25 protein-coding genes are annotated in these 22854 nt (G+C 65.9%); 11 read left to right on the top strand and 14 right to left on the bottom strand.

What is annotated here, in order from left to right; genetic code table 11:
* The 4 genes from QU595_RS18270 to QU595_RS18255 form a co-directional block, all read right to left on the bottom strand.
* On the bottom strand, nt 1–366 hold a 366-nt coding region (locus tag QU595_RS18270; protein ID WP_315924475.1), incomplete at its 3' end, for a formate--tetrahydrofolate ligase.
* Between the two features lie 158 nt (nt 367–524).
* Nucleotides 525–1673: a DUF2333 family protein gene (locus QU595_RS18265; RefSeq protein WP_315924473.1), complete on the bottom strand. Its 1149-nt coding sequence runs from the start codon at nt 1671–1673 to the stop codon at nt 525–527.
* Nucleotides 1674–1897: 224 nt separating this feature from the next.
* Nucleotides 1898–2170 (bottom strand): 30S ribosomal protein S21, encoded by a 273-nt coding sequence (gene rpsU / locus QU595_RS18260; protein ID WP_315924471.1) that lies wholly within the window; start codon nt 2168–2170, stop codon nt 1898–1900.
* A 173-nt stretch (nt 2171–2343) separates the two neighbouring features.
* Nucleotides 2344–2955: a thymidine kinase gene (locus QU595_RS18255; protein ID WP_315924469.1), complete on the bottom strand. Its 612-nt coding sequence runs from the start codon at nt 2953–2955 to the stop codon at nt 2344–2346.
* 244 nt (nt 2956–3199) lie between these two features.
* On the opposite strand from QU595_RS18255, the gene QU595_RS18250 reads away from it, so the two are divergent.
* The 3 genes from QU595_RS18250 to choV all read left to right on the top strand — a co-directional run bounded on the left by QU595_RS18250 (nt 3200) and on the right by choV (nt 6284).
* On the top strand, nt 3200–4135 hold the full coding sequence (locus tag QU595_RS18250) for a choline ABC transporter substrate-binding protein (protein ID WP_315924467.1): 936 nt from the start codon (nt 3200–3202) through the stop codon (nt 4133–4135).
* Between the two features lie 116 nt (nt 4136–4251).
* Nucleotides 4252–5106 carry a choline ABC transporter permease subunit gene (gene choW / locus QU595_RS18245; RefSeq protein ID WP_315924465.1) on the top strand — a complete coding sequence of 285 codons (855 nt, stop codon included), beginning with the start codon at nt 4252–4254 and terminating at the stop codon, nt 5104–5106.
* Nucleotides 5103–6284 carry a choline ABC transporter ATP-binding protein gene (gene choV, locus QU595_RS18240; RefSeq protein ID WP_315924463.1) on the top strand — a complete coding sequence of 394 codons (1182 nt, stop codon included), beginning with the start codon at nt 5103–5105 and terminating at the stop codon, nt 6282–6284. Before choW ends, choV begins: the two co-directional genes overlap by 4 nt.
* Before the next feature lie 94 nt (nt 6285–6378).
* Here the strand turns inward: choV and QU595_RS18235 are convergent, their stop codons facing one another.
* Nucleotides 6379–7785: an ATP-binding protein gene (locus QU595_RS18235; protein WP_315924462.1), complete on the bottom strand. Its 1407-nt coding sequence runs from the start codon at nt 7783–7785 to the stop codon at nt 6379–6381.
* Complete coding sequence (locus QU595_RS18230; protein ID WP_315924460.1) at nt 7782–8495, bottom strand: response regulator transcription factor; 714 nt, start codon at nt 8493–8495, stop codon at nt 7782–7784. Before QU595_RS18230 ends, QU595_RS18235 begins: the two co-directional genes overlap by 4 nt.
* 268 nt (nt 8496–8763) lie before the next feature.
* Here QU595_RS18230 and QU595_RS18225 point away from each other — a divergent pair, with 268 nt between their 5' ends.
* The 3 genes from QU595_RS18225 (at nt 8764) to clpS (ending at nt 9757) form a co-directional block, all read left to right on the top strand.
* Complete coding sequence (locus QU595_RS18225) at nt 8764–9063, top strand: hypothetical protein (RefSeq protein WP_315924458.1); 300 nt, start codon at nt 8764–8766, stop codon at nt 9061–9063.
* Between the two features lie 35 nt (nt 9064–9098).
* A complete protein-coding gene (locus QU595_RS18220; RefSeq protein ID WP_315924456.1) occupies nt 9099–9332 on the top strand; it encodes a hypothetical protein in 234 nt (77 codons plus the stop codon).
* 116 nt (nt 9333–9448) lie between these two features.
* Nucleotides 9449–9757 (top strand): ATP-dependent Clp protease adapter ClpS, encoded by a 309-nt coding sequence (clpS, locus tag QU595_RS18215; RefSeq protein ID WP_315924454.1) that lies wholly within the window; start codon nt 9449–9451, stop codon nt 9755–9757.
* Between the two features lie 68 nt (nt 9758–9825).
* On the opposite strand, the gene QU595_RS18210 is transcribed toward clpS, so the two are convergent.
* The 4 genes from QU595_RS18210 to QU595_RS18195 are packed head-to-tail and all read right to left on the bottom strand — an operon-like array spanning nt 9826 to nt 16639.
* Nucleotides 9826–11901, bottom strand: coding sequence for a hypothetical protein (locus tag QU595_RS18210; RefSeq protein ID WP_315924452.1), 2076 nt, complete (start codon nt 11899–11901; stop codon nt 9826–9828).
* A gap of 3 nt (nt 11902–11904) precedes the next feature.
* Nucleotides 11905–14721: a DUF4159 domain-containing protein gene (locus QU595_RS18205; protein WP_315924450.1), complete on the bottom strand. Its 2817-nt coding sequence runs from the start codon at nt 14719–14721 to the stop codon at nt 11905–11907.
* Nucleotides 14718–15635: a DUF58 domain-containing protein gene (locus QU595_RS18200; protein ID WP_315924448.1), complete on the bottom strand. Its 918-nt coding sequence runs from the start codon at nt 15633–15635 to the stop codon at nt 14718–14720. Before QU595_RS18200 ends, QU595_RS18205 begins: the two co-directional genes overlap by 4 nt.
* Complete coding sequence (locus tag QU595_RS18195; protein WP_315924446.1) at nt 15635–16639, bottom strand: MoxR family ATPase; 1005 nt, start codon at nt 16637–16639, stop codon at nt 15635–15637. The genes QU595_RS18200 and QU595_RS18195 overlap by 1 nt, the downstream gene beginning before the upstream one ends.
* Nucleotides 16640–16771: 132 nt before the next feature.
* Here QU595_RS18195 and QU595_RS18190 point away from each other — a divergent pair, with 132 nt between their 5' ends.
* The 3 genes from QU595_RS18190 to QU595_RS18180 are packed head-to-tail and all read left to right on the top strand — an operon-like array spanning nt 16772 to nt 19301.
* Nucleotides 16772–17410: a DUF1285 domain-containing protein gene (locus tag QU595_RS18190; RefSeq protein ID WP_315924535.1), complete on the top strand. Its 639-nt coding sequence runs from the start codon at nt 16772–16774 to the stop codon at nt 17408–17410.
* Nucleotides 17410–18042 carry a CoA pyrophosphatase gene (locus QU595_RS18185; protein ID WP_315924444.1) on the top strand — a complete coding sequence of 211 codons (633 nt, stop codon included), beginning with the start codon at nt 17410–17412 and terminating at the stop codon, nt 18040–18042. Before QU595_RS18190 ends, QU595_RS18185 begins: the two co-directional genes overlap by 1 nt.
* Nucleotides 18039–19301, top strand: coding sequence for a CCA tRNA nucleotidyltransferase (locus tag QU595_RS18180; RefSeq protein WP_315924442.1), 1263 nt, complete (start codon nt 18039–18041; stop codon nt 19299–19301). Before QU595_RS18185 ends, QU595_RS18180 begins: the two co-directional genes overlap by 4 nt.
* Nucleotides 19302–19419: 118 nt before the next feature.
* On the opposite strand, the gene QU595_RS18175 is transcribed toward QU595_RS18180, so the two are convergent.
* The 3 genes from QU595_RS18175 to hemF form a co-directional block, all read right to left on the bottom strand.
* A complete protein-coding gene (locus tag QU595_RS18175; protein WP_315924440.1) occupies nt 19420–19605 on the bottom strand; it encodes a DUF1059 domain-containing protein in 186 nt (61 codons plus the stop codon).
* A 147-nt stretch (nt 19606–19752) separates the two neighbouring features.
* Nucleotides 19753–20016, bottom strand: coding sequence for a DUF1344 domain-containing protein (locus QU595_RS18170; RefSeq protein WP_315924438.1), 264 nt, complete (start codon nt 20014–20016; stop codon nt 19753–19755).
* Between the two features lie 231 nt (nt 20017–20247).
* Complete coding sequence (gene hemF / locus QU595_RS18165) at nt 20248–21162, bottom strand: oxygen-dependent coproporphyrinogen oxidase (protein ID WP_315924436.1); 915 nt, start codon at nt 21160–21162, stop codon at nt 20248–20250.
* A gap of 100 nt (nt 21163–21262) precedes the next feature.
* Here hemF and QU595_RS18160 point away from each other — a divergent pair, with 100 nt between their 5' ends.
* Nucleotides 21263–21520, top strand: coding sequence for a hypothetical protein (locus QU595_RS18160; protein WP_315924434.1), 258 nt, complete (start codon nt 21263–21265; stop codon nt 21518–21520).
* Nucleotides 21521–21542: 22 nt separating this feature from the next.
* On the opposite strand, the gene QU595_RS18155 is transcribed toward QU595_RS18160, so the two are convergent.
* Nucleotides 21543–22013, bottom strand: coding sequence for a tRNA (cytidine(34)-2'-O)-methyltransferase (locus QU595_RS18155; protein WP_315924533.1), 471 nt, complete (start codon nt 22011–22013; stop codon nt 21543–21545).
* 298 nt (nt 22014–22311) lie between these two features.
* Here QU595_RS18155 and QU595_RS18150 point away from each other — a divergent pair, with 298 nt between their 5' ends.
* Nucleotides 22312–22845, top strand: a complete 534-nt coding sequence (locus QU595_RS18150) for a hypothetical protein (RefSeq protein ID WP_315924433.1) — start codon at nt 22312–22314, stop codon at nt 22843–22845.
* Nucleotides 22846–22854: the final 9 nt, after the last annotated feature.

The raw sequence follows: 22854 nt of genomic DNA, 5'->3' as shown, positions 1-22854 counted from the left end.
CATCGGCACCACCTGGGCATAGCCGCCGCCGGCCGCGCCGCCCTTCATGCCGAAGTTCGGCCCGAGCGAGGCCTCGCGGATGCAGATCACCGCCTTCTTGCCGATGCGGTTCAGGCCGTCGCCGAGACCCACCGTCGTCGTCGTCTTGCCCTCGCCGGCCGGCGTCGGGTTGATCGCCGTCACCAGGATCAGCTTGCCGTCCTTCTTGCCCTGAACCGACTGGATGAACTCCGCCGAAATCTTCGCCTTGTCGTGTCCGTAAGGCAGAAGATGCTCGTTCGGAATCCCGATCTTCGAACCGATCTCCTGGATCGGACGCTTCTTCGCTGCGCGCGCTATCTCAATGTCGCTCTTAACGTCGGCCATCAGGGGGTTCCCATTCCTTCAGGTTGGAGGGCGGCTTTCCGCCCGGGATGGAGCGCATACAAGCCCGAGAGACGAATTCGCCGCCGTCTCAAAACAGGCGCGGAATGCGCGGAAAACGACAGGTTCGCGAGCCGGGACCGGGTCGCGGGACCGCAGCCTCACCGATCCAGAACCGAACGAAGCTCGACGATGTTGGAGCGCACCTGCAAAAGGTTGAAGCCCATGGTGGCGAGGTGCGAGGGAAAGAACGAGCTCGATTCGCTGCCGTTGGAGATGATCCACGGCTGGACGTTGAGCGAGGCGCGCAACTGGCTTTCCATGCGCGTCCACAGGTTGGTGAGGTTGCGTTCGGCGATGACGGCGGCGAAATCCGAGCGTGCGGCGACGAGGACGCCGTAATAGGCGTAGAGCTGGCCGTAGGCGAACCAGAAGCGGTCGTCGGCCCGCATGTCGAACCAGCCGGCGTCGGAAGCGTCGATGCGCTGGCGCAATATGTCCGAGGTCGAGCCGATGTCGCCGGCGATGCGATCCAGGAACTGCATCAGATTATCGGCGCGGGCGTCGAAGGTGGACTGGCACTTCTCCAGGCTGGCGTTGAAGGCGCGCAGCTTGGCGATGGCTTCCCGATAGACGCTGGGCGTCGGGCGGGTCGGGCCGCGCAGCCCGATGTACCAGGCGGTCTCGTTCCAGGCCAGCGCCGTGCGCGCATCCTGAAGGTTCTGGTCGATCTGCGAGGTGCCGCGCACGCGCCCGAGCGTGTCGACCAGCTCCGTGGTGGTGCGCCGCATCACCTGATTGATGCCGAGCTGGAACGCCGCCTTGTTGTCGAAGAAGGGCGTGTCCTTCCAGTCGATGCCGAAGAGGCCCATCTTCGACACGATCATCGACGGAATCCAGGCATTGCGGTTGACGTTGAAATCGATGAGATCGGCCGAAAGGCCGGCGATCGCCGAAGGCTTGCAACTCTGCGCCGGCTGGCCGGAGCCCTGCGTGGCCGCGCCCGTCTGCGTGCCGGCGGCGGTGCCGACCGGATCTCCGGCGGCGACATTGTCGCGCGCCTGGGCCAGTGCGGCGGGATAGTCCGGATTGAAGCCTGTCCAGAACTGGGTGACGTAGAAGAAATAGCCGTACAGGCACACGATCACCAGCAGCGCGGCGCCGCCGACGGTCTTGAGGATCCAGCCGCGGCCCCAGTACCAGCGGCCGAGCCACATGAACGGCCACGCGATGATGCCGATGAGGAAGCCCAGACCCCGGCCGATCCACTGGAACATCCAGGTGAAGAAGTTCACGATCGGATCAAGCATCAAGTCCCTCGCAGGTGCCGCGCCCGATCCTCAGATATGTGGTTTTCTCACGCGCCACAACCTGCAAGCGCAAGCTGGCGAGAGCTCTCAGCACTTTCGCCTGCTTTCAGGCGGCACTGTCACATGTCGATCGGCCTTGAACCGGCGCGGAAATATCGCTCGGGGCATCCGCCCGCCATCGGCGCGCTGCGCGATGGGGACGGATGATGGTTGCCCGTTCGGGCTCAGGAAGCGGAGGTCGCAGGGGCTGCCTTGCGTGGGGCGGCCGGCCTCGGCTTCTTGGCGGGCCCGGCGATCAGGCCCTCGCGGATGGCGAGCTTGCGCGCGGCCTTGCGCGTGCGGCGAATGGCTTCGGCCTTTTCGCGTCCACGCCGCTCGGACGGCTTTTCATATGCGCGCCTTGCCTTCATCTCGCGGAAGACGCCTTCGCGCTGGAGTTTCTTCTTCAGGACCCTGATGGCCTGTTCGACATTGTTATCACGTACGAGTACCCGCAATGGTCTTTCGTCCTCCTGTCGGTTGGATTGTCACGGAATGACGGTGAACGGGACGGCCAGTCTCGGCTCGTCCCTGCGGGCTTATATAGGGTCTAAAGACCGTTCCGAACAGGCCTTTTGCCAAAAGCAAGGAATTACAAATATTTAGGCTGTCGTCCTGACAAACGGATTCGTCAGCCGGCTGCGAATCCGATCAGGTCGTCCGGCTCGCCGCGCCCCATTTCGTCCTCCCAGTGGCGGCGGCAGAGCGAAACATAGATGTCCTTGCCGATGGCGACCTGCTCGCCCTGGCGCGCGACCTTTCCATCCGGCCCGAGCCGGACGACCATGGTGGCCTTGCGGCCGCAACGGCAGATGGTGCGCACCTCGCGCAGTTCGTCGGCGATCGCCAGGAGGGCGCGCGAACCGCCGAACAGGTTGCCCTGGAAATCGGTGCGCAGGCCGTAGCACATCACCGGTACGTTCAACCGGTCGGCGACGCGGGCCAGTTGCCACACCTGTTCTTCCTCGAGGAACTGGGCTTCGTCGACGAAGACGCAATGCACCGTGGAATGACGGTGATGCTCGGCTATGCGCGCGAACAGGTCGTCGCCGTCGCGGAACATCTCGGCCTCGGCTTCGAGGCCGATGCGCGAGGAAATCAGCCCGCTTTCGTCCTTGCGGTAGTGCCCGGCCACGAAGAGCATGGTGGACATGCCGCGCTCGCGATAATTATAGGATGCCTGCAGCAGCATCGTGGTCTTGCCGGCATTCATGGTGGCGTAGTTGAAGTAAAGTTTTGCCATACGGTCTTTTACGCCCAAGCCCGCTCGCGCGGGGAGGGGCGCCGGGTCCTCGTCCACCAAAAATGCGCGGCACGGGAAAAACCGGGGGCGGTGTCGCTGATCGGCCAGTCCGCGCCGCCTCTCGTGAGGTGCACACGCTTGAAACCACCTCAGAATGGTGTTTGGCTGGCGCACTGAACAAGCAAGAACAAATATGCCGGGCCGAGGAATCGTATTGAGGACCAACCAAATGGGAGACTTCTTCATGTCGCACATGAAATCCATCGTTGCGGGGCTGAGCCTTGCGACGTTCCTGAGCACGAGCGCCGCCCTGGCCGGCGATCCCGACAGCTGCAAGGCCGTGCGCCTGTCGGATGTCGGCTGGACCGACATCCAGGCCACCACGGGTGTCGCCTCGGTCCTGCTCACCGCGCTCGGCTACGAGCCGGACGTCAAGCAGCTTTCCGTCCCGGTCACCTATGCGTCGCTGAAGAACAAGGATATCGACGTCTTCCTCGGCAACTGGATGCCGTCGATGACCAACGACATCAAGCCGTACACCCAGGACGGTTCGGTCGAGACCATCAGCGAGAACCTGTCGGGCGCGGGCTACGGCATCGTCGTGCCCGACTATGTCGCCGAAGCCGGCGTGAAGACGCTGACTGACCTCGGCAAGTTCAAGGACAAGTTCGATGCCAAGATCTACGGCATCGAGGCCGGCAATGACGGCAACCGCATCATCCTCGACATGATCAAGAACCCGGCCGACAACCTGCAGGGCTTCGAACTGGTCGAATCCTCCGAGGCCGGCATGCTGACGCAGGCCGAGCAGTCGATGAAGAACAAGGAATGGATCGCCTTCCTCGGCTGGACGCCGCATCCGGTCATGGGCCGGATGAAGATCACCTATCTTGAGGGCATGGGCGATTCGGGCTTCGGCGCGGCCACGGTGCACACCAACGTGCGCAAGGGCTACACCAGCGAGTGCCCGAACGTCGGCAAGTTCATCGCCAACCTGAAGTTCAATCTCGACATGGAAGGCGAGATGATGGACGCGATCCTGAAGGGCAGCGATGCCAACACGGTCGCGACCGACTGGCTGAAGAAACACCCCGACGCGGCGACGCCCTGGCTGAACGGCGTGACGACCTTCGACGGCGGGGATGCCGCGGCGGCGGTCAAGACCGCGCTGGGAAGCTGAGCCGAGGAACTCGCAAAGACGAGAAGGGGCGGCGCCGCAAGGGCTGCCCCTTTACCTGCGCTATAATAATATTGACGCTTCGCAGCGTGTTCGGCGCTGCAAGTTGAGAGGGGCGTATGGATCCTGTTTCCAAATTCCTGGTCACCTGGAAGATACCGATCGGCAGATGGGGGAAGGACTTCTTCACCTTCCTGACCGACAATTTCGACAGCTTCTTCCGCGGCCTGTCGCGTGGCCTGAACACGGTTCTCGACGGAACGGTGGACCTGCTGCTCCTGTTGCCGCCCTCGCTCGTGGCGCTGCTGATCGCGCTGCTTGCCTGGTGGCTGCAGCGCTCCAAGGCGCTGGCGCTCGGCGTCTTCATCGGTCTTCTGTTCATCATCAACCAGGGCCTGTGGAAGCAGACCGTGCAGACGCTCGTGCTGGTGGTGGCCGCGGCGGCGGTGTCCATGGCCATCGGCGTGCCGCTGGGCATCTGGGCCGCGCACAAGCCCAAGGTCTACCGCTTCCTGCTGCCCGTGCTGGACATGATGCAGACACTGCCGACCTTCGTCTATCTCATTCCGGTGCTGACCCTGTTCGGCCTCGGCAACGCGCCGGGCCTGATCGTGACCATCATCTTCGTCATCCCCACCCCGGTGCGGCTGACATATCTCGGCATCACGTCGGTGCCGAAATCCATCGTCGAGGCGGGCGAGGCGTTCGGCGCCACCAAGCGACAATTGCTGTGGAAGGTCGAGCTTCCGTCGGCGCTTCCCACCATCATGGCCGGGCTGACCCAGGCCATCATGCTGTCTCTGTCGATGGTCGTGTTCGCGGCGCTGATCGGGGCCGGGGGCCTCGGCACCGAGATCAACCGTGCGCTCGGCTCGCGGCGCATCGACCTCGGCCTTGAATCCGGTCTCGCCATCGTGGTGCTGGCCATCGTGCTCGATCGCATGACGCGCATCGGCGTGGGGGGCAAGAAATGACCGTCGCCGTCGATTTCCGCAACGTCGATATCATCTTCGGCGACGACCCGCGCGAGGCGCTGGCCATGGTGGATCGTGGCGCCAGCCGCGCCGAGATACTCGAGAAGACCGGCAACGTGCTCGGCTGCGCCGGCGCCAACCTCACCGTCAACGAGGGCGAGATCTCCGTGCTGATGGGCCTGTCGGGGTCGGGCAAGTCGACCCTGCTGCGCGCCGTCAACCGGCTGAACGTGGTGTCGCGCGGCCAGGTGCTGGTCAAGGAAGGCGAGCGCGTCGTCGATGTCGTCACCTGCGACGAGACGACCCTGCGCCGGCTGCGCCAGAAACAGGTGGCCATGGTGTTCCAGCAGTTCGGCCTTCTGCCGTGGCGCACGGTGGAGGAGAATGTCGGCTTCGGGCTCGAACTGGCCGGGGTTGCGGAAGCCGAGCGAAGGGAGCGGGTGCACCGCCAGCTCAAGCTCGTCAATCTGGAGCAATGGGCGAAAAAATATGCGCATGAGCTGTCGGGCGGCATGCAGCAGCGCGTCGGCCTTGCGCGCGCCTTCGCCACCGATGCCCCGATCCTTCTCATGGACGAGCCGTTCTCGGCGCTCGATCCGCTGATCCGCACCAAGCTCCAGGACGAGTTGCTGCAGCTTCAGGCGGAACTGAAGAAGACCATCCTGTTCGTGTCGCACGATCTTGAAGAAGCGCTCAAGATCGGCAGCCACATCACCATCATGGAGGGCGGGCGGATCGTCCAGACCGGCGCGCCCGAAGACATCGTCCTCAGCCCCGCCAACGATTACGTGCGCGACTTCATCGCCAATGTGAATCCGCTTTCGGTGCTGACGGCGTGGAACGTCATGCGGGCCCTGCACGAACTGGAACAGGACGAGGGCGGCTGGATCTGGCTGGACCGGCGCCGCACGACCCGCTTCAAGCTGGACGATCACGGGCTGGTGGCCGCGGCCGAGCGCCAGGGCAAGCCGATCGAATGGGTTTCGGCCGCCGATGTCGAGAAACATCCGGAACAGGGAAGCCAGGTGTTCTGGGCGACGCCCGCGACTTCCCTCAAGACGGTGATGCTGGCCATGCACCGTTCGCAGACGGCGCCGGTGGCGCTGTTCGACGAGCGGTCGCGTTTCGTGGGCGCCATCGGCATACGCGACGTGCTGAGCGCGGTGCTGAGGCGATAGGCGCTGGCGGCGACTTCATGAAGCGAGTCGCCGGATCGCTCCATGCGCCTGTTTTCGAATCGGATTTCCTTGAGGCGGCGCCCTCGGCTTTGTCCTACGCCGAAGGCAGGCGCAGCTCGGTGAGAAGGCCGCCTTCGGGGTGGTTCATGAGGCTGATTTCGCCGCCGGCTCCGCGCGCGATGTTGCGGGCGATGGTCAGGCCGAGACCGAGGCCGCCTGTCTCGCGGCTGCGCGAGCTTTCCAGCCGCACGAAAGGATTGAAGACGGCATCAAGCTTGGCCTGGGGAATGCCGGGTCCTTCGTCGCGTATGGAAAGCACGATCGAATTTCCGCTGCGGTGCAGGCTGAGATGGGCTTTCGCGCCATAGGTCACGGCGTTCTGCACGAGGTTCGTCACGCAGCGCTTGAGCGCCACGGGACGCGCCATGCAGATCAGTTCGCGCGAGCGAAGGCTCGCTTCCTCCAGGTTGGCGGCCTCGAAATCGTCCGCCACCGATTCCACCATGGACAGGAAGTCGATGCGCTCGGCCGGTTCCTCGGTCACCTCGAACGTGGCGAAGTCGATCACCGAACGGGCGATCATCTCGATGTCGGCGAGATCGCGCGCGAGATCGTCGCGGATCTTGGAATTGCGCAGCAACGCAAGCCTGAGGCGCATGCGCGTCAGCGGCGTGCGCAGGTCGTGGGCAAGGGCCGCGGCAAGCTGTTCCCGGTCCTCCACATATTCGCGCAATCGCGCCTGCATGGTGTTGATGGCATGGGCGGCGGCGCGGATTTCGCGGCTGCCGGTTTCGGCTATCGGCGCGCTCTTGAGATCCTCGCCGATCCGCTTCACCGCCCGTTCCATGACCCGGTAGGGCGCCGTCAGCCGCCTGAGCGACCAGGCGGAGGTGATCACCACAAGGCCTGCCATGACCGTGTAGAGCGGCAGGCTGTCGATGCTGAGCACGGGGCCGGGCGGAATGATCGGTTCGGTGAAGTTCAGCCATTGCCCGTCCGCGAACTGGATCGAGGCGGTCAGCTTGTCGCTCCTGGAAAATCCGGCCGCCAGGGCGAGCAGGTCCTTCTCCACCTCGCCGGCGTCGGAATCCACGGCGCGGCCGCGCGGCGTATGGTCCATCAGCGAGGCGGGGTCGCGCCTGACGAGCGCCTGGGTGACGCCGAATTTGGACAGCCGTCCGACCAGAATGTCCTCCAGCTCCGCCAGCTGGTCGTCCTGGGCGATGGCGGAGGAAACGGCCGGCCTGTCCGAGACCGTCATCGCATAACTGGAATTGCCGATGCCCGTCGCCAGGCGTTTGCGCTCGTCCGGCGTCGCCGAATACATGAGCTGCACGACGGAAAAGGCGCGGTCGTTCAGCCGGTAGTAGTCCACGATGTCGCTGGAGGCGGCGCGGTCCCGCGCCACGATGTAAAGCGTGGTCACCTGGCTGGCGAGGAGGCCGGCGATGACGATGATCAGCACCCAGATGGGCAGCGTCTGCGGCAGCAGGCGTCTCATTCGGAGGTCGTCTCGGGAATGAACTGGTAACCGCCGCCGCGCACCGTCTGGATCAGCTTGGGCGAACGGGGGTCGTCTTCCATCTTGCGCCGCAGCCGGCTGACGAGGATGTCGATGGAGCGGTCGTAGCTGATGCCGTCGCCGCCTGACAGCTCGATGAGCTGGTCGCGGGTGAGCACGCGCTGGGCGCTCCTGACCAGCGTGTGCAGGAGATTGAACTCGGCCGCCGTCAGTTCGACGCGCACGTCGCCCGGCGCGATCAGCCGGTGGCGCCCGCAATCCATGATCCAGCCGGCGAAGCGGTAGATCTGGCGCGGCGCCAGGCCTTTCGGCTCGGCGCTGGAGTTGCGGCGCAGCACGGCGCGGATGCGCGCCAGCAATTCGCGCGGATCGAACGGCTTGGGCACGTAGTCGTCCGCGCCCATCTCCAGCCCCACGACGCGGTCCGTAGTCTCGTTGACGGCGGTGAGCATGATGATGGGGGTGGACTGGCGCGCGCGCAGTTCGCGGCAAAGCTCCAGCCCGCTCTTGCCCGGAAGCATCACGTCCAGCACGACGAGATCGACCTGGCTGCGGCGCAGCACCGCTTCCATTTCCGTGCCGTCGCTGGCGACGGAGACATGCAGACCGCGCTTCTGGAAGAATTCCTGCAGCAGGTCGCGAATGCCCTTGTCGTCGTCGACGATCAGAATATGCGCATCTGATTTCACCGGATACCTGCCGCCCGCACCGTCTCGACCATCGGCTCCATAACAGGCTCTAGAATAGGAATCGCGGCTTTTGTTGACCAGCGGGGCAAGGCCCGGACCAGAAAATAAAGTTGGGCCGCCCTAAAAAAACGTCGTCAGAAACAATCCAGAAACAAAATTCAACATCGCGGAAAAACTCGCGAAAAAAACGGCTGTCATAAGGATACCCGTGCCGGCCAGAACAACGGCTTGAGGCGCTTCGTAAACCGGGGGTTCCAGAAACCCGACCATGCAAAGATTCTCGTTCGGATTGATGGGTGCTTTGCTCTGCATATCGCTCGTCACGGCAAGTGCCGGAGAATCGGAAGCCAAGGCGGCAATCACCCGGGGCGAAACATGCAGCAGGCTGAGTCACCAAGTCGACGAAGCCATCGAAACCCACGCCAAGGCGAGGCAGGTCGCTGAGGCAAAGGTGCTTCAGAAGAAGGCCAACCGGTTCTGTGCCGCGAAAAAAGAGGCGCAGGGAATACGGATGCTGGCCGACGCACTGAAACTCCTTGGTGTGGCACCGGTAGACCCAAACCAGTGACCTCCCATCAGCCTGTGTGAAAAAAGGAAACGACCATGAACAAGACCATTCTCTCCGCTCTCGGCCTCGGCCTCGCTCTCGCTTTCTCGGCTCCTCTGGCCGCCAACGCCGCCGCTTCCACGGCTGCCGCTTCGACCACCACGACCGCTCCGGCCGTGAAGAAGCCGGTCCACAAGGCCGCTGCGAAGAAGCACAAGAAGGTCGTGCACCACAAGAAGGCCGTCAAGAAGGCCCCGGCCAAGAAGACCGACGCCAACAAGACGATGTAATCCATCGCCCTACGGCTGAAAAAGACCGTCTCCTGAGCGGAGGCGGTCTTTTTCTTTTGAAGGTTGATTTGCCTGTCCCTGGCCGGTGTGCAAGATTCCCGGACCGGCAGGCGCCCATGAACGACGACGTTCTCACCAGACCCCGCACCAGGACAAAGCCGAAGACCGAGCGGCCCAAGCTCCACAAGGTCATCCTGCTCAACGACGATTTCACGCCGCGCGAATTCGTCGTGACCGTGCTCAAGGCGGAGTTCAAGATGAGCGAAGACCAGGCGCACCGGGTGATGATCACCGCGCACCGGCGCGGCGTCTGCGTGGTCGCGGTCTTCACCAGGGACGTGGCCGAGACGAAGGCGCAGCGCGCGACCGAGGCCGGCAAGGCCAAGGGCTATCCGTTGATGTTCACGACGGAGCCGGAAGAATAGCCGAACAGCTCAGCGGAGAAGGGGAATAGGCGCGCGTTCGCATCCATCCCGATCTACGCCCCGATCGCCTATCTTCCCTCCCGATACCACATGCTGCCGAGCGCCAGCAGCAGCAGGCCGAGCCCGAGGAAGCCGCCGAACAGCGGCACGCGGCCGACCGACTTGAGCACGCTGTCGTCCGTCGTGCGCAGGCCGATCCAATCGTCGCCGGACATCTGGCCCGATGCGCGTACCGGAACGACCGAGGGAAGGGCGATGCTGCTCGGGGCCGAGGGTGTTTCAAGCCGCCTCACGCTGCCGCCCGTCGCCTCGGCCACCGGCTTCAGCCTGTCAGGCGTCGAAACCACGTCCTGGAATTCCGGCGCGTTGACCGGCCCGACATGGGCGAGCGCGGTGAGGTCGCCGTTGCCGACCTGATAGAGGCCGATCTCGCCGACTTCGGCGCTGCCGGTGAACACGCCGGGCTCCGATTTCTGCAGACGCACGGCGAATTTCTTGCCCGTCGGCGTGATGACCTGGGCAGGGCCGGGATCGTCGCGCATCGTCTGGCGGCGGATTTCCAGCACCATGCCGCGTCCGTCCGCGGTCAGGCGTTCCTCTTCCAGTTCGGGCTCCTTCATCAGCCAGTGAGCGATGCGGCGGTAGAGCTGGACATGCGGCCCGCCGCCTTCATAGCCGCGCGCCCACAGCCAGCCCTGGTCGGAAAGCAGCATGCCGACCCGGCCTTCGCCCTTGCGGTCGAGAACCAGAAGCGGGCGGTCGTCGGCGCCCTTCATGACCACTTCGCCTTCCGGCCGGCCGATGCCGATGGTACGGAACCAGCGGCCCCAATGCGGCGGTTCCGCGCTTGAGCCTTCCAGCCCCCGGGTGACGGGGTGGCGCTGGCCGAGATCGGTGAGGCGCGGATAGAAGGCCTTGTCGATGACGTTGCCGTCGGGCAGGGCGGGCAGGGCCGACATCAGCGGCGTGCGCGCAATTGTGCTTTCGCCGGCATATTCGGGACCGGCAGCGATCAGCAGCGCGCCGCCCTTTTCGACATATTCGGCGATGTAGTCGTAATAGAGGATCGGCAGCACGTCGCGGTGCTGGTAGCGGTCGAAGATGATCAGGTCGAACTGATTGATCTTCTCCACGAACAGTTCGCGCGTCGGGAAGGCGATGAGCGACAATTCGTTGATCGGCGTGCCGTCCTGCTTCTCCGGCGGACGCAGGATGGTGAAATGCACCAGATCGACCGAAGCGTCCGATTTCAGCAGGTTGCGCCAGGTGCGCTCCCCGGCGTGCGGCTCTCCGGACACCAGAAGCACGCGCAGGTTCTCGCGGATGCCGTCGACCAGCGCCACCGCATGGTTGTTGGTTTCGGTGAGTTCGCCGTTTTCCGTGGCCGCCGTCAGCTCGACGATGTTGCGGCCTGCACCGGGGATCGTGATCTGCAGCGGCATTTCCTGGCCGATGAAGGCCCGTTCGACGGATATCTGCTCGCCATTGACCGAAACCCTGACCTCGACAGGTCCGGTCTCGCCGTCGGAGGCCAGCACCCGGTAGGTCATGTCGAGCGGTTTGCCGACGAGGCCGAAGCGCGGTGCCTTCTCGAAGCGGATGCGCCGGTCCTTCTCGTGCTCGTGGCCGGTGACCAGCGCGTGCAACGGCGCCTGGAAGTCCGGGGTGCCCGAGGGGACATCGTGCACCTCGCCGTCGGTGATCATGATGGCGCCGCCGACGCGGGAGGGCGGCACGTCGCGCAGGGCGTTGTCGAGCGCGGAGAACAGGCGCGTCTCGGTGCGCTCGTCGGCGCCGCCGCCCTTGCCCGCTTCCACTACGCGCACGTCGAACTGCTTGAAGCGGGCGAGCCTGTCCTTGACGCCTGCAAGCGCCTCGTCGGTCTGTTTCGTGCGGTCGCCGATGTCCTGGCTCTGGCTGCGGTCGACCACCACCGCGACGACGCTTTTCAGCGGTTCGCGGTCCTCGTCGAGGAAGACGGGGTTGAGCAGCGCCAGCGCCAGCGCGACCAGCGCGGCCAATCGAAACCATGATCCCCGCTGGCGCAACCACAGGCCGGCTGCGGCGAGGATGGCCAGCGGCACCAGCACGGCGACGACGAGCGGCCATGAGAGCAGGGGTTCGAGGGACAGCGACCAGCTCATCGGCTACTGCCCCAGCCTTTCCAGGAGGATCGGCACATGCACCTGGTCGGATTTGTAGTTGCCGGTCAGCATATACATCATGATGTTGACGCCGGCGCGCAGCGCCAGCACCCGCTGCATCGGGTCCGCAGGAACCGTGGGCAGAAGCGGGTTGCCGTCCGCGTCGATCGCCCATGCGCCGGCGAAATCGTTGGCGGTGATCATGATCGGACTGACGCCGTCGCCGGTGCGGACAGGCCGGTTCTCGGCATTGGAAGCGTCCAGCGAGGCTTCGACCCAGAGCGGGCTGCCGGCGAAGCGTCCGGGGAACTCCGGCATGATGTAGAAGGACTTGGTCAGCACGTGGTCCGGCGGCACCGGCTCCAGAGGCGGCACGTTGAGGTTGCCCAGGATGTCGCGCAGCCGTTCGGTGGCCGGGCTGGTCGAACCGGCATCGATGCCGGTAGAGAACTGGTCGCGCGTGTCGAACAGCACCGTGCCGCCCTGCTGCATATAGGCGTCGATGCGGGCGATGGCGGCCTGACTCGGCATCGGCGCGGCAGGGTCGATCGGCCAGTAGACCAGAGGGTAGAAGGACAACTCGTCTTTGGCGATGTCGACGCCGGCGGGAGGACCGGGTTCGAGCGCGGTCTTGTCGACGAGGAAGCGGGTGAGCCCCTCCAGTCCCGCGCGGCTGATCGAATCGACGCCTGGCACGCCCGTCACCACATAGGCGATGCGCGTCTTCTGGATGGCGGCGACGGCCGCGTCGTCGCCCGGCTTGGAATCGTCGGCGCGTGCGTCACCGGCGTAGCCGCCCAGCGCCCCGAGGGCGATCAGGGCGATCGCGGCCGCCGTGGCGGCGCGGGGGCGCTGCCCACGCCGAAAGGCGCCACCGATCCAGAACACGGCCAATGTGTCGAGGGCCATCAAAGCCAGCGCCGCCGCAATCAGCGAGCCCTTCAGGCGCTGCGATTCGTCGAAGGCGTAGCGGACCGTGGTCACGGGCACGGAAACCTGCGGCCGCGCCAGCGGCGCGAAGGCGGTGTTTGCGTCCAGCAGGTTGTGGGCGAAGGTGCCGGCCTCGGAGCCGTACAGGCCCGGCGGGTTCTCGATGGTGACGGGCGCGCCGGTCCGCGCGGCCAGAGGCCGGGCCTCCTGCGTGGGGGGCACCAGGGCGCCGTCGGCCGCGATCATGCGGTAGGGTGCGAGCGAAGCGGCGGCGGTGCCGGCGGCAGGGGCGGCGCTGCCCTGGTTGCGGGAAAGCTGGACGATGCGGCGCAGCATCTCCACGAAGCTGCCGGAGATGGGCAGGTTGGACCATGTCGCCTCGGAGGTGACGTGGAAGAGCGCGATCGTGCCCTTGCCCTTTTTCACGCCGGTCACCAGCGGCGTGCCGTCGGCAAGGTTCGCCCAGGTACGGTCCACGATATCGGCCGAAGGTTCGGCCAGCACCTGCCGCGAAACCGTGACCTCGCTCGGCGGGGCGAGGTCGGCGAACGGTCCTGTCTTGGGGAATTCGGTGACCTGCTGCGGCGTGGTCCAGGACAGCGCGCCGCCCAGCGAGCGCTCGCCGGTGCGGAGCCTGACCGGCAGCAGGTCTTCGTCATTGCCGGCCGCCGCCAGCCGCGGGCCGGCGAAGCGCACCAAAGTGCCGCCATTGTCCACCCAGTCCACCAGCTTCTGGCGCACCTGCGGCGGTATGGTGCCGACATCGGCCATGACGATCATCGCCGGCTTGCGGTCGAGGATCTGCGGAATGGCGTCCGCGAGATCGGCGCTCGACGGCTCGACCAGGTCGGCGAAGGGCGAGAGCGCGCGGCGGATATAGTAGAGCGGCGACAGCAGCGGCTGCGCCTGGTCCGCTTCCGCCTGCGACAGCAGGCCGACGCGGCGGCGCTTGGAGCTTTCGTCCAGCACCCGCACGGCGCCGGCATGGCGTTCGCCGTCGAGCGCGACCGAGGTGAAATCGTTGCGCAGCTCGAAAGGCACGGCCATGGTGCCGGTCGTGGCGGTTTCGCCCGGCCGGAAAGTCAGCGTGGCATCGGCGATGCGGCGGCCCTTGTCGTCGTAGGCGCCGGCGGTGACCTGTGCCGGGGCAGGGTTGCCGGGCGCACGGATGGCGGTCAGTGCGAAGCCGTCCACCTCGTTCTCCGCGGCGGTCAGGCCGATCGGCTCCACCCGGTCGGGCACGGCCCAGACCAGATTGCCGGCGTTGCGCGACAGAAGCGTCGAAAACGCCTTCTCGTCGTCCCTGGCCGCCAGCCCGTCGGCCAGAACCGCGACGCTGGCGCCCGGCAGCGAGGCGAGCGTCTCGGCGACGCGGGCATAGATGGCCGGACGATCGGTCGGGATCGGCCTCGGCGCGGCGGCGCGCAGGCGGTCGATGGCGGCGGCGGCGTCGAAGGGGCCGATCTCTGCGTTCGGCTTTTCGGCCGTGAAAGCGAGCACGACGGGCACGCTCTTGCGGCCGGCGTCGGCGATCAGCCGCTCGGCGGTCGCCACGCGCCTGTTCCAGTCGGGTGCCGCGGCCCAGTCATTGTCGATCACCAAAGCGAGGGCGGACCCTTTCGTCGGCAGTTGCTCTCGCGGGTTCCAGACCGGCTCGGCAAGCGCCGCGATGACCAGCGCCGCCATCAGCAGCCTCAAAAGGGTAAGCCACCAGGGACTCTGTTGCGGCGTCTCCTCGCGCCGCAGCACGCGGGCGAGGATGGCAAGCGGCGGAAACACCTCGGTTTCGGGGCGAGGCGGCGTGAGCCGCAGCAGCCACCAGATCACCGGCAGGGCGAGCAGCCCCCACAGCACCATCGGCGCGCCGAAGGAGAGCGGCAGCCAGCTCATGCCGCCGACCTTCCGACATGCGAGCTGTCGGCGCTGAGCACCATATGCAGGCGCACCAGCGCCTCGGAAGCCAGACGGTCGGTGTGGTTGGTGGTGAAGCTCCAGCCGAGCCGCCGGCACCAGGCGGCCAGTTCCTCACGGCGGGCGAGATAGAGCCGGCGGTAATCCTCGGCCAGCGTCTCGGCACGGCCGGCGGTCAGCTTCTCGCCGGTCTCCGGGTCGGTGAACTCGGTGCGGCCGGCATAGGGAAAGGTCTCCTCGGCGGGATCTGCGACCTCGAGCAGATGCGCGCGCACGCCGTGACGGGCCAGCACATCCAGCCATTCTGCGGTCTGCTCGACCGGATCGAGGAAATCGCCGATCAGGACGATGTCCGAGAAGCGGCGGATCGCGGCGAGGTCCGGCTTGGCCGGCAGGTCGCTCGCATGGATGAGCCGCGAGGCGATGCGCTCGGCGCCGTCCCGGGCGGTGAAGGGATCGACCAGCCCCGGCCAGGCGATGCGTTCCCCGCCCCGCGACAAGAGCTCGGCCAGCGCCAGCGCCAGGACCAGGGCGCGCGCCTGTTTCGAGGTAACGGCGGCGGTGGACTTATAGAGCATCGAAGGGGAAGGGTCGGCCCACAGCCAGACCGTATGAGCAGCTTCCCATTCGCGGTCGCGCACATAGGTATGGTCGTCGCGGGCGGAGCGGCGCCAGTCGATGCGCGCGATGGATTCGCCTTCGACGTAGGGCCGGAACTGCCAGAAATTCTCGCCGATGCCGCGCTTGCGGCGGCCGTGCCAGCCGGCGATCACCGTGTTGACGATGCGGCGGGCCTCGACCAGCAGGTCCGGCACCAGGGCGGCGCGGGCACGGCCGCGGGCGAGGGCGCCGCGTGCGCCCTCCGGTGCCTGCGCCTCGCCGACTTTCGCCATCAGATGCCTTTCGCCAGCCCGGCCACCACGTCGCGCACGCTCATGCCTTCGGCGCGGGCGGCGAATGTCAGCGCCATGCGGTGCTGAAGCACCGGCTCGGCCAGCGCCCGCACGTCGTCCACCGAAGGCGCGAGGCGCCCGTCGTAGAGCGCCCGGGCGCGGGCGCAGAGCGTCAGCGCCTGGCTGGCGCGCGGTCCCGGCCCCCAGGACACGTGCTTGTCCACTTCGGCATTGCCCTGGCCGGGGCGGGCCGAGCGTACCAGCGACAGGATGGCTTCCACGACGCTCTCCGGAACCGGCATCCGGCGGATGAGCGTCTGGATTTCGCGCAGACGCTCGGGATTGACCACATTGGCGGCCTTGGCTTCGTCGACGCCGGTGGTTTCCAGCAGGATGCGGCGTTCCGCCTCCAGTTCGGGGTAGAGGATGTCGATCTGCATCAGGAAGCGGTCGAGCTGCGCCTCGGGCAGGGGATAGGTGCCTTCCTGTTCCAGCGGGTTCTGCGTCGCCAGCACGTGGAACGGGGCCGGCAGGTCATAGCGCGCGCCGGCGACGGTGACATGATATTCCTGCATGGATTGCAGCAGCGCCGACTGCGTGCGCGGCGAGGCGCGGTTGATCTCGTCGGCCATCAGCAACTGGGTGAAGATCGGTCCGGAAATGAAGCGGAAGGAGCGGCGGCCGCTCTCGTCCTGCTCCATCACCTCGGAGCCCAGTATGTCCGAAGGCATGAGGTCCGGCGTGAACTGGATGCGGCGCGAATCGAGGCCCAGCACCACGCCCAGCGTTTCCACCAGCTTGGTCTTGGCCAGGCCGGGCACGCCGACGAGCAGCGCGTGGCCGCCGGCCAGCAGCGCCACCAGCGTCCTTTCGACCACGCCTTCCTGGCCGAAGATGACGCGGCCGACGCCGTCGCGGATACGGGAAATGTCCGCCAACGCCTTTTCGGCCTGCGCGATCATGTCCTTCTCGCCGACCGGATCTCCCTTGACCATGATGCTCATGAAGCTGCGATCCTCGTGGTTGGGGGAAGGTTCAATATCTTCCGCCGCGACTCGTCCCGGCGCCTGGGCCTTATCAAACTTAAATCACGTAACCCGGCTGACAAGCGCGTCAACAGTGACTATTTCGTGGCCATGACCGATCAGCGCAACCCCGAAAACGCCGCCAAAGAAGGCCTTGCCGCCGCCGGCGATACCGGCGGACTGGAAGCCCTTGTGGCCCGCGCGGCCCGCGCCGGCAAGGGCCTGCCGCCGGTGGAGCGCTGGAATCCGCCCTTCTGCGGCGACATCGACATGGAGATCCGACAGGACGGCACCTGGTTCTATCTGGGCACGCCGATCGGCCGCATGCCGCTGGTGCAGCTTTTCTCCACCGTGCTGCGCAAGGATGCGGACGGCAGGACCTATCTGGTCACGCCGGTCGAAAGGGTAGGCATCCGCGTGGTCGATGCGCCTTTCGTCGCGGTGGAAATGAACGTTTCCGGCACCGGCGACGGGCAGGTCGTCACCTTCCGCACCAATGTCGGCGATGTGGTCGAGGCGGGGCCGGACCATCCGCTGCGCTTCGTGGACGAGGACGGCACCGGCGGCCTCAAGCCCTATCTCCTGGTGCGGGGCCGGCTGGAAGCGCTGGTGGCGCGGCCCGTCATGTACGAACTTGTCGGGCATGGCGAGGAGATCGTCCTGGACGGCAAAGCCATGTTCGCCCTGCGCTCGCGCGGCGCGGTGTTCCCGATCATGCCGGCCGAGCAGCTCAGGAGACTGGGCGGGTGATGGACCGGATAGCGCCCGCCGCCTTTTCCGCCGCGGATTTCCGCGCGCGGATCGCCGCGCAACCGGATATCCGTCCGGACGAGGATTTTGGGGACCACCGTTTTAATCCGGGCCATCCACGGTTGAATTTCACGCAGCCGCTGCGCGACGCCGCGGTGCTGATCCCGGTCGTGGACCACGGTTCGGAAGCGACCATGTTGCTGACCAAGCGCGCCGAGACGTTGCGCAGCCACACGGGGCAGGTGGCCTTCCCCGGCGGCCGGATCGATGCGGAAGACGCCTCTCCGGAGGCGACGGCGCTGCGCGAGACGGCCGAGGAGATAGGCCTGGACGCTGCTTTCATCGATCTGGTCGGGCGCATGCCGGACTATGTGTCGGGCACCGGCTACCGCATCGCGCCTGTGCTTTCCGTCGTGAAGCCGGGCTTTCACCTGACGCTCAACCCGGACGAGGTGGACGCGGCCTTCGAAGTGCCGCTTTCCTACCTGATGGATCCCGCCAACCATCGGCGCGGCAGCCGCTTCTGGAACGATCTCGAATGGTTCTTCTACGAGATGCCCTATGGCGGCCAGCGCATATGGGGCGTGACGGCCGGCATCATCCGCACGCTCTATGAAAGGCTCTACGCATGAGCGAGGCGGTTTCCATAGCCGGGCGCGCGCCGTGGCTGCGCGACAAGAACCTCCAGCGCCTTCTCGCCGTGCTGTCCGGCCATGGCGACAAGGCGCGCATCGCCGGCGGGGCCGTGCGCAACGCGCTGATGAACCAGCCGGTCGCCGATGTCGACATCGCCACCACGACGCAGCCGGAAGAGACCATGCGACGCGCGGAGTCGGCCGGGTTCAAGTCCATCCCGACCGGCATCGCGCATGGCACGATCACCGTGGTTGCGGCCGGCAAGCCGTTTGAGGTGACGACGCTGCGCGCCGATATCGAGACGGACGGCCGCCGGGCCAAGGTTTCGTTCGGGCGCGACTGGAAGACGGACGCCGAGCGCCGCGACTTCACCATCAACGCGCTCTATGCCGAGGCCGACGGCACGGTGGTCGATCTGGTGGGCGGCATCGCCGACATCGAGGTGCGACGGCTGCGCTTCATCGGTGACGCCGAAGCCCGCATCCGCGAGGACTATTTGCGCATCCTGCGCTTCTTCCGCTTCTTTGCCTGGTATGGCGACGGGCGGCCCGACGCCGAGGGGCTGAAAGCCTGCGCGCGGCTGAAGGAAGGCCTCGACCGCCTGTCGGCCGAGCGGGTCTGGTCGGAACTGAAGAAGCTGCTTTCGGCGCCGGACCCGTCACGGGCGCTGTTATGGATGCGGCAGGCCGGGGTGCTTTCGCGCGTGCTGCCCGAGAGCGAGAAATGGGGCATCGACGCCATCCATTCCCTGGCCGGGACGGAGCGTGCGCTGGACTGGAAAGCCGATCCGCTGCTGCGCCTGGAAGCCATCGTGCCACCCGATGCCGCGCGCATGAACAAGCTGGCCGAGCGGCTGCGGCTGTCCAGCGCGGAGGCAAACCGGCTGCAGCGCTGGGCGCTGACACCGCCGGTCGAGCCCACCGACACGGAAGGCATGCTGGCGAGGACGCTCTATCACGGCGACCAGCAAGGGATAACCGACCGGCTGCGCCTGTCGCTGGCCGCGGCGCGCGGCAGGGCGATGCAGGACGACGGCGCGCTTGAACAGGCGGGCGGATTTTCGCGGCTGCTCGGCTACGCCGAGAAGTGGCGGCGGCCGGTGTTTCCCGTGAAGGGAGCGGACCTGACCGCGCTGGGCGCCGCGCCCGGGCCAGAACTCGGCGCGCTGCTCAAGAAGCTTGAGACGGAATGGATCGGATCGGGCTTCTCGCTCGGCCGCGACGCGCTTCTCGAACGCGCCGCCCAGGCCATCTGAACTGGCCATCCAGCCTCGGGCGAACCTGCGAGACAGATTCACCTTCGCCGTTCATCCGTTTGATTACGCCGCGGATTTCATTGAACGCAGCGGCTGGCCGCGGTGCGTGGCGGCCGGCTCAGGCCGCGTCGCGCGCCTTCTCGATCCGCGAGCGGATGGCTTCGACCATGGTTTCGCGGATGATGGTCTCGCCGTGCGTTTCGCGCATGTGCTCGATGGCACGGCGCATGACTTCGGCCTCTTCCTCGGCCCGGGTGTGCCATTCACAGCCCGGAACGAGCGATCCGCAATGAAATTCCTTCATCGGACTCCTCCAATCCTGATCTCGTCGTATGCGAACGATAACACGTTTGCGCGGGTTTGGTTGCCCAATTGCGCTGCCCGTTCGCGGCACCGGAACGGAAAGGCGGGACACCGGGTGCCCCGCCTTTCCGCTGTCCGTGCGGGAGCGCTATTGCTTCAGGATCTTCACGGTTTCGGCAACCTTGTTCTTGCCGCTCGTGTCCCAGGAAACCCTGACCTTCTCGCCCGCCTTCAGGCCCGGATCGGTGAAGGTCTTGGACAGCGTGAAGGTCGATCCGTCGTCAAGGGTGAGGTTCATCGTGGCCGCATCATACGATTTGACCGTGCCGGTGGTGTGCTTGACGGCGGCGAACGCCATGGTGCCCGAGGCCAGAAGCGTGGCCGCTGCGGCAGATACGATCAGCTTGCGCATATCGGTTTTCCTGGAGTGGGGCATCGTGGGAGACACCCGTTTCCTGGGCCGTCCGGCAGCGTCGGGTCGCGGTCAGGAGAGAAAACCGCCGGCGCTGCCCGGCCCGGTTTCCCAAACTAAAGGCCGATCGGGGTCGGGCTATTAGACGAAAAAGAAAAATCCCGGCGCGCGCGGTGCCATATTGGCCGTCCAGATTGGCCGAATTGGACCGCAATACGGCTCACATCGCGCTCACGGCCATTTTACCTGCGGCGGCATGGAGGACAGGATGGAGGCGACGTTGCCGCCTGTCTTCAGGCCAAAGATGGTGCCGCGGTCGTAAAGCAGGTTGAACTCGACATAGCGGCCGCGCCGGATCAGCTGCTCCTCGCGGTCGCCGTCCGTCCAGTTCTGGTTGAAGTTGCCGCGCAACAGGTGCTGGTAGACCACCAGAAACGCACGCCCCACATCCTGCACGAAGGCGAAATCGGCGTCCCAGCCGCCTTTTTCGTCCGGCGAATGCAGCCAGTCGAAGAAGATGCCGCCGATGCCGCGCGGCTCGTTGCGGTGGGCGAGGAAGAAATATTCGTCGCACCAGTCCTTGTATTTTCCGTAGTCGGCGACGGCAGCGTTCTTCTCGCAGGCGAACTGCATGGCGCGATGGAAGGCGACCGAATCGGGATCGTCCTGCGTGCGGCGACGGTCGAGCACGGGGGTCAGGTCGGCGCCGCCGCCGAACCATTGCCGCGACGTCACCACCATGCGCGTGTTCATGTGCACGGCCGGGACGTTCGGGTTCCAGGGATGGGCGATCAGCGAGATGCCGCTGGCCCAGAAACGCGGGTCTTCCTCCGCGCCCGGCATCTGCTTGCGGAATTCGGGCGAGAATTCGCCGTGGACGGTGGAAGTGTGCACGCCGACCTTCTCGAAGACGCGGCCGTGCATCATGGACATGGTGCCACCGCCGCCTTCGCCGTCGTCGCGCAGCCAGGGCGTCTTTTCGAAGCGCCCGGGCGCCCAGCTCGCCTGCGGGCCGGTCAACTCGTCCTCTATGACCTCGAAGCCGGCGCAGATGCGGTCGCGCAAGGTTTCGAACCAGACCCGCGCCTTTTCCTTTTTCGCCTCGATGTCGGCGGGCAGGCCCGCGGGGATTTCTGGACGTTCCACTATGTCGTCTCCGGTAGCGGGCCGGCCGGCCCGACAAATGACTCGTCTTTTCCGGGCGCGATCCCTAATCTCTTGAAGAGTTGGGTCAAGGAGTTCTTTCGTGCGTACTCCGGCAAGACCACCGCTGGACGGCCTGAAAAGGAAGCTCGACCGCAGCCGGGCCGAGAAGGGTCGCATGCCGCGCGACGGCTTCCTGCGCGAGACCTTCGTGCTGCCGCGCCGGGACGCCCGGCTGAAGGCGCAGGAATGGTTCGACCGCTGGCCGAAGCAGGCCTACTGGACCGAGATCGAAAGCTGGTTCGAGCGGCCGGGGGACGTCATCGAATTCACCATACGCCGGCTGCCCGCCGCCGATTGAGCGGTCAGGAAACCGAGTCATTTCAAATCGTTGCGTGCCGAAGCTGGCGGATCGATTCACCCGCCACCATGGCGACGGACAGGGCAAGGTTGAGGCTGCGCGCTCCTGGCTGCATGGGGATGACGAGCCGTGCGTCCGCCGCTTCGTGAACCGCTTCCGGCACGCCGGCCGATTCGCGGCCGAACAGCAGCGTGTCGCGATCCGAAAAAGCGAAACCGGTATAGGGCACGGAGGCGCGGGTCGACAAAAGGATCAGCCTGCGATTCTGCGCGTGCAGATGTTCCCGGAAGGCCTGCCAATCGACATGGCGGGTGAGGGCCGCCATCTCCAGGTAGTCCATGCCGGCCCGCTTGAGATTGCGGTCGGACAGGTCGAAGCCGGCCGGCTCGATGATGTCCACGGCCAGTCCCATGCAGGCGGCGAAACGCAGGATGGTGCCGGTATTGCCGGCGATGTCGGGCTGGTAAAGCGCGATGCGGGGGCCGCTCGTCATGGACATCAGGTGTCTTCCCGGCGTTGCTCATCGGCCACAGCCGGGAAGCGGTTCCCGGCTTTCGCAACCTTACGTATGGCCAATCGCCGCGAATGCGTGTATAGCGTGTCCATTGTCAACTCGAACCGACGGAGGCGGATAATGATGATGCGATTCGTAACAACCGCATATATCCACCGTCCCGATTGGGCACTTTCCGCCTGACGGCGGCAGTCGGTTCGACGCTTTCCTGACTTTCTAGGCACTTTCGACTCGATTCCCGCCGAAGCCTGTACCCGGTTTTCGTAGGAATCCTGCAATGTCCGCCAAGTCCTTCAAGGGGCGCAAAGCCCTTTCCGCGCAGCCGTCGCCGCGATCCGCCGATGCTTTCGGTCTCGGGCGCGGGGACCGCTTCTTTCACCGAGCCTTTTCCCTGGAGGACGGACCGATGTTCGACCCCTGCAATATTCCAGGTTGTCGCGGCCTTCACGAGCGCAGGGTCGCCACCTGGGCGCTGCTGATCGGCGAAACCTTTTGCCCGGGCGCTCCTGCCGAGACGCGGCGCCGGCCGCACCGCGGCATGCTGCCGGACGTCGATTTCTCCGGTGTCGTGCCGCACGGCAGCCGGCCTTCGCTGGTACGGCGGCTGTTCGACCTGTTCCGGCCGCATGGCGGACGAAAACGCCCGGAAGGGGAGCGTCAGGAGACATCTGACCTTTCTGTCGGCGAAAAGCGCCCCACCACCTATATTGGACGTGGCCGTCAGCCGGTTGATTCCGGATGGCGAAAGAAGCGTGTTGCGCGAATGCGCGGCACGAGCGTGCGTCCGGACAGTACGGCCTCGAAAGCATGAGACGAAACG

Source organism: Mesorhizobium sp. SP-1A (genome assembly GCF_032460275.1).
GTDB lineage: Bacteria > Pseudomonadota > Alphaproteobacteria > Rhizobiales > Rhizobiaceae > Mesorhizobium.
The sequence above is the reverse complement of the archived record's forward strand: the minus strand, read 5'-3'. Positions and strand labels throughout refer to the sequence as shown.